The 14,884-nt window shown below is 73.7% G+C and carries 16 protein-coding genes; 3 read left to right on the top strand and 13 right to left on the bottom strand.

Annotated features, from left to right (window positions below; all coding sequences use genetic code 11):
- Nucleotides 1-3: 3 nt before the first annotated feature.
- The 6 genes from AR3_RS17720 to infC all read right to left on the bottom strand — a co-directional run bounded on the left by AR3_RS17720 (nucleotide 4) and on the right by infC (nucleotide 4,419).
- The gene (locus AR3_RS17720) at nucleotides 4-1,041 is read right to left on the bottom strand and encodes a sensor histidine kinase (RefSeq protein WP_067915350.1); all 1,038 of its coding nucleotides are present in this window, start codon (nucleotides 1,039-1,041) and stop codon (nucleotides 4-6) included.
- Between the two features lie 278 nt (nucleotides 1,042-1,319).
- Nucleotides 1,320-1,808 carry an STAS domain-containing protein gene (locus tag AR3_RS17715; RefSeq protein ID WP_227023336.1) on the bottom strand — a complete coding sequence of 163 codons (489 nt, stop codon included), beginning with the start codon at nucleotides 1,806-1,808 and terminating at the stop codon, nucleotides 1,320-1,322.
- 257 nt (nucleotides 1,809-2,065) lie between these two features.
- On the bottom strand, nucleotides 2,066-2,881 hold the full coding sequence (locus AR3_RS17710) for a TrmH family RNA methyltransferase (RefSeq protein WP_067915331.1): 816 nt from the start codon (nucleotides 2,879-2,881) through the stop codon (nucleotides 2,066-2,068).
- A 17-nt stretch (nucleotides 2,882-2,898) separates the two neighbouring features.
- The gene (rplT, locus tag AR3_RS17705) at nucleotides 2,899-3,276 is read right to left on the bottom strand and encodes a 50S ribosomal protein L20 (RefSeq protein WP_067915330.1); all 378 of its coding nucleotides are present in this window, start codon (nucleotides 3,274-3,276) and stop codon (nucleotides 2,899-2,901) included.
- Between the two features lie 70 nt (nucleotides 3,277-3,346).
- The gene (gene rpmI, locus AR3_RS17700; RefSeq protein ID WP_067915329.1) at nucleotides 3,347-3,541 is read right to left on the bottom strand and encodes a 50S ribosomal protein L35; all 195 of its coding nucleotides are present in this window, start codon (nucleotides 3,539-3,541) and stop codon (nucleotides 3,347-3,349) included.
- Between the two features lie 227 nt (nucleotides 3,542-3,768).
- Nucleotides 3,769-4,419, bottom strand: a complete 651-nt coding sequence (infC, locus tag AR3_RS17695; protein WP_083951636.1) for a translation initiation factor IF-3 — start codon at nucleotides 4,417-4,419, stop codon at nucleotides 3,769-3,771.
- 446 nt (nucleotides 4,420-4,865) lie between these two features.
- On the opposite strand from infC, the gene AR3_RS17690 reads away from it, so the two are divergent.
- Together AR3_RS17690 and AR3_RS17685 are read left to right on the top strand one after the other, a co-directional pair.
- The gene (locus AR3_RS17690; RefSeq protein ID WP_067915327.1) at nucleotides 4,866-5,405 is read left to right on the top strand and encodes an NUDIX domain-containing protein; all 540 of its coding nucleotides are present in this window, start codon (nucleotides 4,866-4,868) and stop codon (nucleotides 5,403-5,405) included.
- 17 nt (nucleotides 5,406-5,422) lie between these two features.
- Complete coding sequence (locus AR3_RS17685; RefSeq protein WP_067915326.1) at nucleotides 5,423-6,475, top strand: carbohydrate kinase family protein; 1,053 nt, start codon at nucleotides 5,423-5,425, stop codon at nucleotides 6,473-6,475.
- Here AR3_RS17685 and AR3_RS17680 read toward each other — a convergent pair.
- Nucleotides 6,424-7,194, bottom strand: coding sequence for an HIT family protein (locus AR3_RS17680; RefSeq protein WP_067915325.1), 771 nt, complete (start codon nucleotides 7,192-7,194; stop codon nucleotides 6,424-6,426). The two genes, AR3_RS17685 and AR3_RS17680, sit on opposite strands and share 52 nt — an antisense overlap.
- A 190-nt stretch (nucleotides 7,195-7,384) precedes the next feature.
- On the opposite strand from AR3_RS17680, the gene AR3_RS17675 reads away from it, so the two are divergent.
- On the top strand, nucleotides 7,385-8,737 hold the full coding sequence (locus AR3_RS17675; protein WP_106259120.1) for a prenyltransferase/squalene oxidase repeat-containing protein: 1,353 nt from the start codon (nucleotides 7,385-7,387) through the stop codon (nucleotides 8,735-8,737).
- Between the two features lie 13 nt (nucleotides 8,738-8,750).
- Here the strand turns inward: AR3_RS17675 and AR3_RS17670 are convergent, their stop codons facing one another.
- The 6 genes from AR3_RS17670 to AR3_RS17645 all read right to left on the bottom strand — a co-directional run bounded on the left by AR3_RS17670 (nucleotide 8,751) and on the right by AR3_RS17645 (nucleotide 14,786).
- A complete protein-coding gene (locus tag AR3_RS17670) occupies nucleotides 8,751-9,584 on the bottom strand; it encodes a shikimate dehydrogenase (RefSeq protein ID WP_067915323.1) in 834 nt (277 codons plus the stop codon).
- The gene (gene mltG, locus AR3_RS17665) at nucleotides 9,584-10,792 is read right to left on the bottom strand and encodes an endolytic transglycosylase MltG (protein ID WP_067915322.1); all 1,209 of its coding nucleotides are present in this window, start codon (nucleotides 10,790-10,792) and stop codon (nucleotides 9,584-9,586) included. Before mltG ends, AR3_RS17670 begins: the two co-directional genes overlap by 1 nt.
- A complete protein-coding gene (ruvX, locus tag AR3_RS17660; protein ID WP_067915321.1) occupies nucleotides 10,789-11,247 on the bottom strand; it encodes a Holliday junction resolvase RuvX in 459 nt (152 codons plus the stop codon). Before ruvX ends, mltG begins: the two co-directional genes overlap by 4 nt.
- Nucleotides 11,248-11,356: 109 nt before the next feature.
- Nucleotides 11,357-14,026: an alanine--tRNA ligase gene (gene alaS, locus AR3_RS17655; protein ID WP_067915320.1), complete on the bottom strand. Its 2,670-nt coding sequence runs from the start codon at nucleotides 14,024-14,026 to the stop codon at nucleotides 11,357-11,359.
- Between the two features lie 2 nt (nucleotides 14,027-14,028).
- The gene (locus tag AR3_RS17650; RefSeq protein WP_067915319.1) at nucleotides 14,029-14,358 is read right to left on the bottom strand and encodes a DUF6167 family protein; all 330 of its coding nucleotides are present in this window, start codon (nucleotides 14,356-14,358) and stop codon (nucleotides 14,029-14,031) included.
- Nucleotides 14,355-14,786 carry a DUF948 domain-containing protein gene (locus AR3_RS17645; RefSeq protein ID WP_067915318.1) on the bottom strand — a complete coding sequence of 144 codons (432 nt, stop codon included), beginning with the start codon at nucleotides 14,784-14,786 and terminating at the stop codon, nucleotides 14,355-14,357. The genes AR3_RS17650 and AR3_RS17645 overlap by 4 nt, the downstream gene beginning before the upstream one ends.
- Nucleotides 14,787-14,884: the final 98 nt, after the last annotated feature.

Below are 14,884 nucleotides of genomic sequence, written 5' to 3'. Positions count from 1 at the left end.
CTGTCAGACGGCGTAGTCGGGAGCCCCGGCGGGCGCGGTAAATCGGAACTCGGCGCCGCCGCCCGGGGCGCGTTGCACGGTGATCGTGCCGCCGTGCGCCTCGACCAGGCCCTTCACGATGTAGAGGCCGAGGCCGGTGCCGCGCCGGCGGTTGCCGCCGGGACCGCGCCAGAACTGCCGGAACACGCGCTGCGCCGCCTCGGGCGGGATGCCCTCGCCCTCGTCGCGCACCGACACGGCGGCTCCCTCCTTATGCGCGTCCGGCTCCACCACTATGGTGACGGTTCCCGCCCCGTGGCGCACCGCGTTCTCCACCAAATTACCGATGATCTGCCCGATCTTGTCGGGATCGAGCCACATCTCCGGAAGGGGGCCGCGCACCTCGAACCGGAACCGGTCCTCCGGGTCGCCGGCCGCGACCCGTCCGGCGATCACCTTGCGGACCTCCTCGGCCAGGTCGACCACCTGGCGCCGCATCTCCAGCCGCCCGGCCTCGATGCGCGACACGTCCAGCAGCTCGGTGATCAGCCGCGTGACCCGGTCGGCGTCGGCGTTGACGGTCTCCAGCATGACCCGCTTCTGGTCGTCGTTGAAGCGGTGCCAGCGCGCCAGCAGCGTGGCGGTGAAGCCCTTGACGCTGGTCAGCGGCGAGCGCAGCTCGTGCGCCACGGTCGACACCAGGTCGGCGCGGTCGCGTTCGCGGCGGGCCCGCTGGGCGGCGTCCCGCAGGCACACGGTGAATCGTTCCACACGCCTGCCCTCGCCGCGCCGGTACCCCGCGGTGACCAGCACCTCGGTGCCGTCGGGCAGGTACAGCGACCGTTCGGGGTGCCGGGTGCGGGTCGCCAGGCCGTCGTAGGGGGCCAGGCACTTCCACCAGTCGCGTCCCTCGGCGTCGCGCAGCGGCAGCACGTCGCGGAAGTCGCGGCCGAGCGCCGCGCGCGCCGGGACGCCGGTGATGCGCTGGGCGGCGGCGTTGAACACCACGACCCGCCCGGACCGGTCGGCCACCAGCAGCCCGTCGGGAAGGTCGTCCACCACGCCGTCGACCGCGTCGAGGGGCGGGTCGAAGGCCGCGTCCGGAACCGGCGCGCCGGTCGCGCCGGAGGCCGCGTCACGGGTGCGCAGGGAGGGCACGCGCCCGGATGCGTCCGGGGAGCGCTCTCCGTCCACGACGGCCTCCAGTCACCGATGGGAACACGGCTCCGTTCAAGCCTTTACGAGAGCAGACTCTATCCGGACACGGCCGCCTTGGGGCACCCGGAACCCCCGCTGCGGCAAGGCTTTTGTGTCCCCGCCGTCCACGCGGCGGGCCGGGGTCAGCTGGAGGGGGTGGTGGAGGTGCGGGCGTCGGCGACGGCCTCGGCGAGGTCGTCGTAGGAGGGGAACAGCCGGTCCAGGCCGGTGATGCTCAGCAGGCGGCGCTGCTGCGGGCGCACCCGGGCCAGGCGGATGCGGCCGCCCTCGCGGGTCACGCGGTTGTGCGCGGCGACCAGGGCGCTCAGGCCGCTGGCGTCGCAGAAGCGCACCCCGGCGAAGTCCAGCACCAGGCTGCGGCGCCCCGCGGCGTGCAGGGCGAACAGCTCGGCGCGCAGCGTGTCGGCGGTGCGCAGGTCGATCTCGCCGTCGATGGTCACCACGGCGGCCTCGCCGAAGGCCACCGTGACGGTCACGGTCAGGTCCGGCAAGGCGCTGCGGGGCCGCCGGGTCGCGCTCGAGCGGCACCGGATCTCCGGCCGCCGCCGCCCCAGGCCCGCGCGCCGGGTCGCCCTGCCGTCGTCGGTCATCATGTCCGCCCCCAACGTCATGCGGCCTCGTCGCCGCTCTCGCCCCTCACCGTAGGCATCGGGTACGACGCCCGGAATCCGCCGCCCGGGTGGTCTGCCTCTCCTCCTCGAGGACGAGCGCCTCCCCGGCGCCGACTCCCCCGCGGCGCCGCCGGCGGGACTCCATGTTCCCAGTTCACCGGCGCTTCGGCTGGGTGGAAGGCGACCGCATCCGGCCATCGGTAAAACTGCGCACAACCACCGCGCGACGCCGCGGCCGCCGCGCGGCGTCGCCGGCGCTAGCCCGCGCGCTGCGCGCGGGAGGAGGCGTACAGGCACACGGCCGCGGCCGTGGCCAGGTTGAGGCTCTCGGCGCGTCCGTAGATCGGCACGCGCACCACGTCGTCGACGCTGTCGAGGATCTCCTCGGGCAGCCCCCACGCCTCGTTGCCGAACACCCATGCGGTGGGACGGGCCAGCAGGCCGTCGTCGATCGCCTCGTCCAGCGTGCGCTTGCCCGCCCCGTCGGCGGCGAGCACCGTCAGGCCCCTGTCCCGCAGCGCGGGGAGCAGGTCGCCGAACCTCGGCCCGACGACGACGGGCAGGTGGAACAGGCTTCCCGCCGACGCCCGCACGCACTTGCCGTTGTACGGGTCGACCGAGGCGTCGGTGAAGACCACGGCCTCCGCGCCGGCGGCGTCGGCGGTGCGCAGCACCGTGCCCGCGTTGCCCGGGTCCCGCACGTGCGCGAGCACCGTCACCAGTGTGGGCGCGGGCTCCAGCGCGTCCTCCAGCGGGACGTCGACGAACTGGCACACCGCCAGCAGGCCCTGCGGGGTGACGGTCTGCGCCAGCTCGGCCATGACCTCGCCGCTGACCCGCAGCACCGGCACGCCCGCCCGTTCGGCGGCGCGCACCAGGTCGCCGTGCCGCGACTCGGCCTCGGCCGTGGTGAACAGCTCGGCCAGCCGCCCGGGCGCCTCCAGGGCCTCGCGCACCGCCTGCGGCCCCTCGGCCAGGAACCGGCGCTCGCGGCGCCGGAACGCGCGTTTGGCGAGCCGGCGAGCCGCCTTGACCCGGGGTGACCGGACGGAGGTCAGCTCGCCGCTCGCCATCGTCGGTCCGGGTCGGATCAGGCCGCCGCCGAACCCTCGGCCGGCAGCGCGTCCTTGGCCACCTTCACCAGGGCGGCGAACGCGGCCGCGTCGTTGACCGCCAGCTCGGCCAGCATCCGCCGGTCGACCTCCACCTCGGCGGCCTTCAGCCCCTGGATGAACCGGTTGTAGGTCATGCCGTTGGCGCGGGCCGCGGCGTTGATGCGCTGGATCCACAGCCTCCGGAACTGGCCCTTGCGGTCCTTGCGGTCCCGGAAGGCGTAGGTCATCGAGTGGAGCTGCTGCTCCTTGGCCTTGCGGTACAGGCGCGACCGCTGGCCGCGGTAGCCGCTCGACCGCTCCAAAACGACCCGGCGCTTCTTGGCGGCGTTGACCGCTCGCTTCACGCGTGCCACGTGACTACTCCTTCGTGGGGGCCGGGGCCGTCAGGCCCTCGGCCGGTCGTACAGATCCGGTTGGCGGCTACTACTTGCGCAGCAGCTTCTTGAGGTTCTTGGCGTCGGCCGGGGACACCACGGTCGTGCCGTCCAGGCGCCGAGTCCGCTTGCTCGGCTTGTGCTCGAGCAGGTGGTTGCGGTTGGCGCGGCGGCGGATCACCTTGCCGGAGCCGGTCAGCTTGAACCGCTTCTTGGCGCCGCTGTGCGTCTTGGTCTTCGGCATGGTCGCCGTCGTCTCCCTCAAATCCGGGCCCCCGGATGCACGGGGGCGCGCCTGACCGGCGCGCGCCCCACGGATGCCGCGGGGTACGCGCCTGGATCAGGCATCAATGTACGTGCGTCTCGACCCTGCAGGAGCGCAGGGTCGCCCGCGAAACGGCCGGACGGCCGTCCGCGCGGCCCGGCCGCGCCGCCGGAGGCGGCCCGGGACGGGGCCGTGGCGAGGGCGGCTCAGGCCGAGCCGGACCTCGACTTCTGCGCGCGGGCGGCCGCGCGCTCGGCCCGGGCCTCCGCCTTCTTCTTGTGCGGCCCGATCACCATGATCATATTCCGCCCGTCCTGCTTGGGCCGGGACTCGACGAAGCCGAGCTCCTCGACGTCGTCGGCGAGCCGCTGCAGCAGGCGGAAGCCCAGTTCGGGCCGGGACTGCTCACGGCCACGGAACATGATCGTGACCTTGACCTTGTCGCCGGCCTTGAGGAACCGCACCACGTGACCCTTCTTGGTCTCGTAGTCGTGCGGGTCGATCTTCGGTCGGAGCTTGATTTCCTTGATGACCGTGTGCGCCTGGTTCTTGCGCGCCTCCCGCGCCTTCATCGCGGACTCGTACTTGAACTTGCCGTAGTCCATGAGCTTGGCGACGGGCGGCCGCGCCGTGGGGGCCACCTCGACCAGGTCGAGGTCTGCCTCGCGCGCGAGTTCAAGGGCCTTGGCGATGGGCACGATGCCCACCTGTTCGCCGTTCGGACCGACGAGCCGGACCTCGGGCACTCGGATGCGCTCGTTGATACGCAGTTCGGCGCTGATGGGACCTCCTAGGGGCCGTTGCTCAAGTCTTCGGACCGGTCGTACCCCGGGCTTCTCATACGAAAAGCCCCGCACGGCATCGCATGCGGGGCCACCTTCGGCCGTGACCGGGACGGTGCCCGGTGACGACGGCGCGCCGGACGCCCGCGAGCGCCCGTTCGCCGAAACCGAGACCCACCGGCCTGCACGGCCGGTCAGGTGGGAGGCGGCCTCCGCTTGCGCCCGGCCCGGGTGAACACTAGGACACCCATGCCGGATCGGTCGACTTCCAAGACTATCACCTGGCGCGTCCCAATGTGATATCCGACGGCGCCCTCGAGATCACCGCGGGAGAGCGAAACGGACGCGTCATGCCGTGCCGTACGACGACTGTTCGCAACCGCTCACGCCTTCCGTTCATTCCCGGCTCCAGAGCGCGTCAAGAGTCACCGACGGGCGCTGGGCGGCCGCAAGCGGCCTTGTTACCGTGGACCTGCCCTCTGGGGACGCCGTGGGCCGACCGCACGGAAAGACATGGCGCGATGCCCGTAATCAGGACCGAGGCCGCAGCGACCATCGAGCCGACCGGGGTCCCGGTCCGGTTGGAGTTCGCGCAGAAGGCGTTCATCGTCCACGACGACCGGCTGCTGCTGGTCCGCAAATCCGCGTCCGACCCGCTGCACCCGGGCCGGTGGGAGGTCCCGGGAGGCCGCCTGGAGGTGGCGGGCGACCTGGATCTGGACGACCACATCCGCCGCGAGGTCTGGGAGGAGGTCGGCCTCGAGATCGAGCCGGGGCCGCCGTTCCACCTGTGGCAGTGGTCGATGCCCGAGCGCCGCCCGCAGGGCGATCCCGCCCTCGCGCGCGGCCCGGACGGCGGGCGCGGCCTCGTCAGGGTGGTGGCCGTCGCCCGCACGTGCCGCGCGATGACCACGCAGGTCAGCCTGGAGCACCGGATGGCCGACGACCACCTGGACGAGCCCGCCTGGGTGCCGCTGGGCGGCCTGGACCGGTTCGACCTGATCCCCGACCTGCGGCCGGTCATGCGCGCGTTCCTGCGTCTGCGGCCGGCGGCCGGGTGACCGGACCCGGCGCGGGAGTGGCCTCGTCTCCCGGCTCTCCCGACCCTCCCGACGGCGCGGCGGCCGTGCACCCGCCCGTCCGGTGGCCGGGGCTGGACGGCGCGGCCGAACGCCGGTTCCGCCTCGTCGTGCTGGGCGACGTGATGATCGAGGCGCGGGCGGACCTGCCCGGCGTGCGCTTCACCGACCTGGCCGCCGACCGGCTGGCCTACGCCCCCGCCCGGGCGGTGGTGGCGGGCACGGCGATGAACATGGCCCGCTGCGCCACCGGCTACTTCCGCCGGGTGGCGCTGCTCGCCAAGATCGGCGACGACGCGTTCACCCCCGTGATCCGGCGCGAGCTGCGGCGGATGGGCGTGCGCGACCTGCTGTGCGTGGAGCCGGGCGCGGCCAACGGCGTGTCGGTGATGCTGCGCGACGGGACCGGACGCCCGGACGCGGTCGGCGTCGCCCGGGGCGGGCCCGTCGGGCGCGACGCGCTCGGGCCGGGGGTGCGGCTGCTGGTGGTGGACGACCAGGGCCCGGGCCGCCGCCTGACCGAGGACGACGTGCGCCGCGCGGCCCCGGCGATCCGGCGCGCGGACGTCCTGTTCGCCGACGGCTACTCCCTGCTGGCGCCGGCGTCGCGGGCGGCGCTGCGCGCGGCGGTGGACGTCGCCCGGCGGGGCGGCACGCTGGTGGCGTTCGACCTCGTGCCGCACGACATCGACCGCAGGCTGCCCGCCGCGGAGGCGGCGCCGGTGCTCGGCTCCGTCGACGTGGTGATCACGGAAGTGCCGACGCTGGCGCGGCTGCTCGGCCTGCCGGTGCCGTCGACGCCCGCCGAGGTGCGGGAGATGCTCCCGGCGCTGGACCGCAGGGTCGGGGGACGGCCGCTGTGGCTGCTGCGCCACGGTCCGACCTCGCTGGAGGACGTGGTGGCCTACCGGCGCGGGCAGGTGCTCGTGGAGTACGCGACGGGGTACGGCCCGGGGGTGCGGCGCACAGGGTTCGGCGACCGGCTGGCGGCCGGGGAGCTCTACTGGTGGCTGTCGTCGCGGTGCGGCGAGCGCCTGCCGGGCATCCGGTGACCCCGCCCGCCGCCCTCCGGAACGGGCGGCCTGGTCGCCGCGGCGGCCTTGCGCATGGCGTCGAGCGTGCGCAGGAAGCGGGCTTTGCTCTCCGGCAGACCGAACATCTCCTGCCAGCGCCAAACGCCCGGTGAGGTGCCGCGGCGGCGGCTGAGGGCCACGGCGGCGGCCCAGCGCAGGTACTGACGCGGGGCGCCGTCGCCCGGGTACATCACCGGTTCGTTGCGTTCGTCGACCAGCAGGTAGGACCGACGCGCACGGAAGCACGCCCGGAGCGCACGGTGTGTCGCGGGCCTGCCGGCCGGGCCCTGCTTTTCCAGGACGGCCCGTACGCTCGCCGCGGTCGGCAGCAGGTGCCAGTGGGCGTGGTCGATGCACGCGCCGCCGCCTTGGGCGCTGCCCGGCCCGTGCTCCAAGACGAGGACGTCCGCGGTTCCGTAAGCGGCGGCGTAGAGCTGGGAGACGCGCTGCCGCCATAGCAGCGCGCGTCCCCACAGCGCCGCATCGAACGCCCCCGCGCATTGGTAATGGGCGGTCGTCACCAAAAGCAGATGCCCGTCGGCGAGGGGCGCCAAGTCGGGCATGAGCAGGAATACGTCGTCCTCCGCCAGAACGCTCCCCTCCCGGGGGAGGTCGGCCATGGCGTTGAAACGGAATCTCAGCGGCGGACAGAAGACGCAGTCCGCCTCGGGTGCGGTGCGCATCGCGGGTTCGGCCACGACGCCTCCTGGGGGTCATGAAGTGGGGCGTCACAGAGCCTGCCCTCCGGCGTGCGGGCTGATACGGCACATCTACCTGTCCGAGAGGGCGGATAGTGGCCGTCATTTCCGGGTGCAGAAGCGTGCCCTAACGGGCACATAAACAAGAGATGACGGTCGTGTTGACAAAGCCAGACCTAACGTGACGACAGTGCCTCCCACCAGCGCCTCCCCCAGCATCGACATGGCCGTGCTCCAGACCCGGCTCGACGAGTCGCTCGACGTCCTGCGCGACACCTACGTCCCCTCCGGCGACGTCGGGGGCTGGTACCACGACCTGACCCGTCCCGACCCGGGCGCGACCGCCACCGCGGTCGCCCTGATGGCGTTCACGGAGACGGGACGGCCGTTCGAGCATTTCGACGAGGGGCTGGCCTTCCTGGCCGAGCGGCAGGCCGCCTCCGCCGACCGCCTCAAGGACGGCGGCTGGGCCACCAGGACCAGTCTGGGAATGCCCGTCGTCGAGGCGACCGCGTGGATCGCGCGGTTCCTGGCGCGCGCACGCTGCGGACTGCGCGACGACGCACCCGACATCCGCCGCGCTTACGAGTGGCTGCTGCGCAACCAGAACCCGGACGGCGGCTGGGGGTCGCTGTACGGGTGCCCGTCGCGGGTGTGGCTGACCTGCCTGGCGCTGCGCGCGCTCACACAGCTCAACCCGTACCATCCCGCGGTCGAGCGGGGCGTGGAGTGGCTCACGTCCGACCGCACGAGCAAACGGCCCGCCTGGGGGCCGACGCGCGCTGCGGCCCCGACCGTCACGCACACAGCGTTCGCTCTGCTGACCTTGGCCGAGGCGCGCGCGTTGCGCGACGACGAGCGGTTGCTGGCCGCCTACGACTGGCTGCGCGCCAACCTGGACACCGAGGACTCGCACACCTGGATCGAGACCTATGACGTGACGCCCGGCGGGCCGGGCACGCGGCCGGTGTGGCGGCTGGCGCTGTGGCACTACGGCCTGCCGGTCGCCGTCTCGGCGCTGCTGCGGGATCCGCGGGGCGTCCCCGGCGCCGTGGTCGGCCGCGCGTTCCAGACGTTGGTGCGCGGCGAGGTGGCCACGCCCCGGTGGATCGGCTATCCCGGCAGCGGCCGGACCTCGCTGTGGACGCTGTGGTGGCGTCTGGAGGCGCTGACGGATCTGCGCCGCATGCCGCTGGCGGCGTCCAGGGACGTGCTGCACTGGCTGCCCGACGCGGCCGTGGTGCAGCGCGGGCACGCCCGCGACCGCCCCCTGACCGCCCTGCTGCCCGCGCGGGGGCTGCGGGTCCGGGTGACGCCGTTCCTGCTCCGCAACTGGAGCCGGCTGCTGCTGGTCCTGGTGGCGGTGGGGAGCCTGGCCGGCGTGGCCACCGGCACCTGGGACTGGAAGGACTTCTGGCTCAGCGTCATCCTGCCGATGGTGATGACCACGGCGCACGAGGCGGCCAAACGGCGCCGCTCGTCGTCCGCGGCGCTCACCGCGCCGGGGCAGCAGGCCGCGCAGTCGCCGCCGAGCGCTCAGTGACGCCCCGAGGGGGTCAGGCGCCGCCGGAGGCCCGGGCCCGCCGCGCCAGCTCGGCGGTCCCGGCGGCGCGCATCGCCTCGACCGGCACGTCGTCGCGTCCGGTCATCAGGGCGACCTGCCGCACGGCCTGGTGGAGCAGCATCGGGAAGCCGTCGACGGCCCGGCCGCCCGCGCGTTCGACCGTCCCGACGAGCGCGGACGGCTGCCCGTACACCACGTCGAACACGGCCGCGCCCGAGGCGGCCACCTGCTCGGCGTAGGGGTCCGCGGCGCCCGCGGGCAGCGTGGAGACCACCAGGTCGACGTCCAGCAGGGCGGGCAGGTCGCCGAGGGAGGCCGCCTCGACGGCCAGGCCGAACCGGCGTCCGACCTCGACGGCGTCCCGGGCGCGTTCCGGACGGCGCGCCGCGAGCCGCGCCTCGGCCGCGCCGAGCCGCGCCAGCGCGGCCAGGGCCGACGCGGCCGTCGCGCCGCCGCCCAGCACCAGCACCGACTTGGCCCGGTCCAGGCCGTTCTCGGCGAGCGCGGCGACGATGCCGTGCACGTCGGTGTTGTCGGCGTGGCGGCGGCCGTCCCGCAGCACGAGGGTGTTGGCGGCGCCCACGGCGGCGGCCAGGTCCGACACCGTGTCCGCCAGCGTCAGCGCCGCGCGCTTGAGCGGCATGGTCAGCGACAGCCCGGCCCAGTCGGGGCCGAGCCCGCCGAGGAGGGCGGGCAGGCCCTCCTCGGCGCACTCGAACGCCTCGTACGTCCAGTCCTCCAGCCCCATCGCGGCGTACGCGGCCCGGTGCAGCACCGGGGAGAGCGAGTGCGCGATGGGGGAGCCGGCGACCGCGGCGTGCGGCACTAGTTGCCCCCGTTCCTGGCCAGGTACGCGTTCAGCTTGGCCCGCAGCCGGTTGAACTCGGCCTCGGTCTCGGCGTACTCGGTGATGCGGTTCTTGGGGTCGGTGGTGACGAAGAACAGCCAGTCGCCCGGCTCGGGCTCGAACACCGCCTCGATGGCGGACTCCCCCGGATTGGAGATCGCGCCCGGCGGCAGTCCCGGATGCTGGTAGGTGTTGTACGGGTTCTGCGAGCGGATGTCCTCGTTGCTGGCGACGTAGCCGAACTTGTTCAGCCCGTACAGCGTGGTGCTGTCGAACTTGAGGAACATCGGCTCGGGCTTGTGCCGCAGCCGGTTGTAGATCACCCGGGAGATCTTCGGCATGTCGGACGGGCGGCCGCTCTCGGCCTGGATGAGGCTGGCCATGGTGATCACCGAGCCGGGGTTCATGCGGGCGCGCCGGGCCCGCTCCTCCAGCTCCATCCGGTCGGCGGTCTGCTTGAAGCGGTCCACCATCTGCTTGAGGATCTCCTCGGCCGAGCCGTTCGGGTCCAGGTCGTAGCGGCCCGGGAACAGGTAGCCCTCGACCTTGCCCTTGGCGTACGGCGGCAGGCCGAGGCCTTTCGGGTTCCGCACCACCTTGGTGAACTCGCTCTCGGGGATGCCGGTCTTGCGGGCCAGGCGCTGGACGACCTGGCTGACGCGCAGCCCCTCGGGGATGGTGATCTGGTTGCTCGCCCGCGACTTGGGGTCGAGCAGCAGCGCCATCGCCGCGGCCGACGACATCCGCTTGCGCATCTGGTAGAAGCCCGGCTGGATGCTGGAGGCCCGCGGCTCCCTGCCGTACGCCTTCACGAACGCGCGGCTGCTCTTGACCACGCCGTGCTCTTCCAGGGTGGCGCCGATGACCGCGCCGCTGTCGCCCTCCTTGATCTGGACCGTGACACTGCCGGTGCCCTGGCCCTCGTAGTCCGGCGGATGCAGCCGGTGGTCCAGCCAGGCCAGACCGAGCACGCCGCCGGTGCCCACCACCGCCACCAGGAACGCCAGCGCGAACAGCACGGCGGCGCGGCCGTTGCGGCGCTTGCGGCGCTGCCGCTTGCGCGCGTTGCGCCGGTCGCGGCGGCTGGGGGGCGGTCCCTGCCGCCCGTCGCGGCCCGAATCGTCGTAGCCCGAGTGCCCGTAGGGCCGTTCGCCGTAGGGGTCCGAGAACAGATCCAAGTCGCTCATGAGCCTCCCCGGACGATCTCGCCTGGGGGGCTCCCCGTCAACCTTTCCCCATCCAGGGCCGATTGCAACAGAACCGCCGCGGCCGTCTGATCGACGACCTGACGGCGCGCCCGGCCGCGCACTCCCCCGGCGCGCAGGCCGTTCTCCGCCGTGACGGTGGTGAGCCGCTCGTCGCAGAGCCGGACGACGCGGGGCGCCAGCCGCCCGGCGAGCTCGGCGGCGAACCGCCGGGCCGCCTCGGCGGCGGGCCCCTCGCGCCCCGACAGCGACGTGGGCAGGCCCACGATCACTTCGATGGCCTCGACCTCCTCGGCGAGCGCGGCCAGGCGGTCCAGGTCGCCCTTGCCGCGCCGCACCGTCTCCAGAGGCGAGGCCAGGATGCCGGCGGGGTCGCTGCGGGCCACCCCGATGCGGACGGTGCCCACGTCGACCCCGAGCCGCACGCCCTGCCTCATGGCCGGGCTCCGCTCCGCCGGGCGCGGCGCCCCCGGGACCGGCGTCCGGTCGGGCGCCCGCCGCGGGCGCGGTGCCCGCCCCTGCCGTACGTCCGCGCGACCATGGGGCTCACGCGGCTCCCACGGCCCGTTCCACGGCGGCCATGGCCTCGCCGACCGCGCCGGCGTTGGAGCCGCCGCCCTGGGCGAGGTCGTCCTTGCCGCCTCCGCCGCCGCCGAGGGCCTTGGCGGCCACGCCGACCAGCGCGCCCGCCTTCAGCCCGCGCTCGCGGGCGCCCTCGGTGACCGCGACGACCACGACGGGCCGGTCCTTGGGCACGCCCGTGATCATGACGACGGCGGGCCGGGCGGCCAGCCGGCCGCGCACGTCCACCGCGAGCCGGCGCAGGTCGTCGGCGCCGGTGCCGTCGGGCGCGCGGTGCCCGACGAACGCCACGCCGCCCACGTCCTTGGCGCCGTCGGCGAGCGAGCCCGCGACCGCCAGCACCTGCGCCGAGCGCAGCCGCTCCAGCTCCTTCTCGGCCTCCCGCAGCCGCGCCACCACGCCGGAGATCCGCTCGGGCAGCTCCTCCTTGCGCGCCTTCATCTGCTCGGCCAGCTGCGCGACCAGGACGCTCTCGCGGGCCAGGTAGCGGAAGGCGTCGATGCCGACGAGCGCCTCCACGCGGCGCACCCCGGCGCCGATGGACGACTCGCCGAGGATCTTGACGAGGCCGAGCTGGCCGGACCGGTGCACGTGGGTCCCGCCGCACAGCTCCCGCGAGTAGTCGCCGATCTCCACGACGCGGACCTCGTCGCCGTACTTCTCGCCGAACAGCGCCAGCGCGCCCATGGCCCGCGCCTCGTCCAGGGAGGTGTGGAAGGCCCGCACGTCCAGGTCGTCGGCCAGGACGGCGTTGACCTCTTCCTCGACGTCGCGCAGCACGCTGGGCGGCACGGCGCCGGCGGCGGTGAAGTCGAACCGGAACCGGCCCGGGGAGTTCTCCGAGCCGGCCTGCGCGGCCGACTCGCCGAGGGCCCGGCGGAACCCGGCGTGCACCATGTGGGTGGCCGAGTGCGACCGGGAGATCGCCCGCCGCCGCTCCACGTCGATCTCGGCGTAGGCGGAGTCGCCGACCTGGGCCTCGCCATTGCGCACCACGCCGCGGTGCACGATCAGCCCGGCCAGCGGCGACTGCACGTCGCGCACCTCGATCACCGCGCCGCCGCCCAGCCGGATCACGCCCTGGTCGGCGAGCTGGCCGCCGCCCTCGGCGTAGAACGGGGTGCGGTCGAGCACCGCCTCGACCTCGGCGCCCTCGCCCGCGGCCTGCACGGACGCGCCGTTGACCAGCAGGCCGACCAGGCGGGCCTCGCCGGTGACGTGCTCGTAGCCGACGAAGTCGACCCGGCCGCCCGCGCCGGTGAGCAGCTCGTCCAGCACCGACACGTCCAGGTTGCCGGTCTTCTTCGCGGCCGCGTCGCGCTTGGCCCGCTCCCGCTGCTCGGCCATCAGCCGCCGGAAGCCCTCCTCGTCGACGGTGAGGCCCTGCTCGGCGGCCATCTCCAGGGTCAGGTCGATGGGGAAGCCGTAGGTGTCGTGCAGCTTGAACGCCTGCTCGCCCGGCAGCGTGGTGCCGCCCGCCCGCCGGGTCTCCTGCACCGCCGTGTCGAAGATCGCGGTGCCGGTGCGCAGGGTCGCCAGGAACGACTCCTCCTCGGCGTCGATCACGGTGTGGATGGTGGCGGCGTCGTTGACCAGCTCGGGGTACTGCTCGCCCATCGTGGCGATCGCCACGGCGGTCAGCTCGTGCATCAGCCCGGCGTCCTGCCCGCCCAGCAGCCGCAGGTTGCGGATCGAGCGCCGCAGGATGCGGCGCAGCACGTAGCCGCGGCCCTCGTTGCCGGGGCGGATGCCGTCGGCGACCATCATGGTGCCGCTGCGCACGTGGTCGGCGACCACTCGCAGGGACACGTCGGCGCGGGCGTCGCGGCCGTACACGGCGCCGGTCAGCTCGGCGGCGCGGTCCAGGATCCGGCGCAGGGTGTCGGTCTCGTAGATGTTGTCGACGCCCTGCAGGATCGCCGCCATGCGCTCCAGGCCCATGCCGGTGTCAATGTTCTTGGCGGGCAGGTCGCCCTCGACGTCGAAGTCGACCTTGCTGCGCACCGCCGACAGCTGGGACTGCATGAACACGAGGTTCCAGACCTCGAGGTAGCGGTCCTCGTCGGCGACCGGGCCGCCCTCGCGGCCGTACTCGGGGCCGCGGTCGTAGTAGATCTCCGAGCAGGGGCCGCCGGGCCCGGGCACGCCCATGTGCCAGTAGTTGTCGGCCAGGCCGCGCCGCTGGATGCGCTCCAGCGGGATGCCGACCTTGGTGTGCCAGATGTCGGCGGCCTCGTCATCGTCCTCGTAGACGGTGACCCACAGCTTGTCCTCGGGGAACCCGAACCCGCCGTCGGACTGCGGCGTGGTCAGCAGCTCCCACGCGTAGGGGATCGCCCCCTCCTTGAAGTAGTCGCCGATGGAGAAGTTCCCCAGCATCTGGAAGAAGGTGGCGTGCCTCGTGGTCTTGCCGACCTCGTCGATGTCCGGGGTGCGCACGCACTTCTGGACGCTGGTCATCCGCTGCGCGGGCGGGGTGCGCTGTCCGAGGAAGTACGGCTTGAACGGGACCATGCCGGCGTTCACCAGCAGCAGGGTCGGGTCCTCGGCGACCAGGCTGGCCGAGGGCACCACGGTGTGCCCGCGCCGTTCGAAGAACGCGAGGAAGCGGCGTGCGACTTCTGCCGACTCCATGATCAGTGGCCATCCTTGTCGTCGTCGATGATCGTGTAACGCGCCTTGAGCACCCGGCGCCGCGGGGCCGGGTCCGCTTCTGGGGTGTCGATCGGCACGGTGTCGATCCGTACGGCCTCCCGCAGTTCCGCCTCACGGTTCCGCATCTCTCTACGGACGTCGTCGGCGAAATGCCTCAACCGATCCCCCATGTCGTGTCCCGCGGTGATCGCGCGGGACGCCACGCCCTCGGGCGACCAGGTGCGCGCCAGCCGCTCGACCCGGCGCCGGACCCGGTGGCTGACGTAGATGCCGGCGCCCGCGCCGACCGAGAGCCAGAACAGCCTTTTCATCGCCCGCGCCCCCTGCTCCTGGCGCCGTTGCGGGCGGGGCCGGGCGGCAGCTCGGACCGTCCCGATCCCCGTCCTCCGTCGGAGCGGCCGGCCAGGGCCTTGCGGACCCCGTAGGAGAACGCCGCCGCCTTCACCAGCGGGCCGCCCACCACAGAGGTCATCACGGTGGTGACCGCCGAGACGTTCTGGGTGACGCCCGCGACCTGCTTGGTGATCGCGTCGGTGCGGCCGAGCTGCTCGTTGGCGCGGCGCACCGTGCGGGACATGTCCTCCATGAGGGGGCCGGCCCGGTCGGCGATGTCGGCGACCAGGTCGCCGGCCTCGCGCAGCAGCCGGGCGAGCCGCAGCAGCGTGTAGGCGAGGAAGGACACGAGCACGGCCCAGAACACGGCCACGATGAGGCCCGCGAGCTGTCCACCTGTGAGCATCAGGACTTCCGTTCGCTGTGTCTTTCGGGCTGGCTGGTCCGGTCTGACTGACCTTACCGTGGGCGCCGGTCCGGGAGACGCGTGCGCGCGGCCGCTCG

It is taken from the genome of Actinomadura rubrobrunea NBRC 15275, from assembly GCF_001552235.1.
Taxonomy (GTDB): Bacteria; Actinomycetota; Actinomycetes; order Streptosporangiales; family Streptosporangiaceae; genus Spirillospora; species Spirillospora viridilutea.
Note: the sequence above shows the minus strand (reverse complement) of the source record. Positions and strands in the feature narration are given on the sequence as shown.

Bases quoted from the DNA above. Each gene is read 5' to 3' on its own strand.
- AR3_RS17715 (WP_227023336.1), bottom strand. From the start codon at position 1,808: ATGACGTTGGGGGCGGACATGATGACCGACGACGGCAGGGCGACCCGG.
- AR3_RS17710 (WP_067915331.1), bottom strand. From the start codon at position 2,881: ATGGCGAGCGGCGAGCTGACCTCCGTCCGGTCACCCCGGGTCAAGGCG.
- rpmI (WP_067915329.1), bottom strand. From the start codon at position 3,541: ATGCCGAAGACCAAGACGCACAGCGGCGCCAAGAAGCGGTTCAAGCTG.
- AR3_RS17690 (WP_067915327.1), top strand. From the start codon at position 4,866: ATGCCCGTAATCAGGACCGAGGCCGCAGCGACCATCGAGCCGACCGGG.
- mltG (WP_067915322.1), bottom strand. From the start codon at position 10,792: ATGAGCGACTTGGATCTGTTCTCGGACCCCTACGGCGAACGGCCCTAC.
- ruvX (WP_067915321.1), bottom strand. From the start codon at position 11,247: ATGAGGCAGGGCGTGCGGCTCGGGGTCGACGTGGGCACCGTCCGCATC.
- alaS (WP_067915320.1), bottom strand. From the start codon at position 14,026: ATGGAGTCGGCAGAAGTCGCACGCCGCTTCCTCGCGTTCTTCGAACGG.
- AR3_RS17650 (WP_067915319.1), bottom strand. From the start codon at position 14,358: ATGAAAAGGCTGTTCTGGCTCTCGGTCGGCGCGGGCGCCGGCATCTAC.
- AR3_RS17645 (WP_067915318.1), bottom strand. From the start codon at position 14,786: ATGCTCACAGGTGGACAGCTCGCGGGCCTCATCGTGGCCGTGTTCTGG.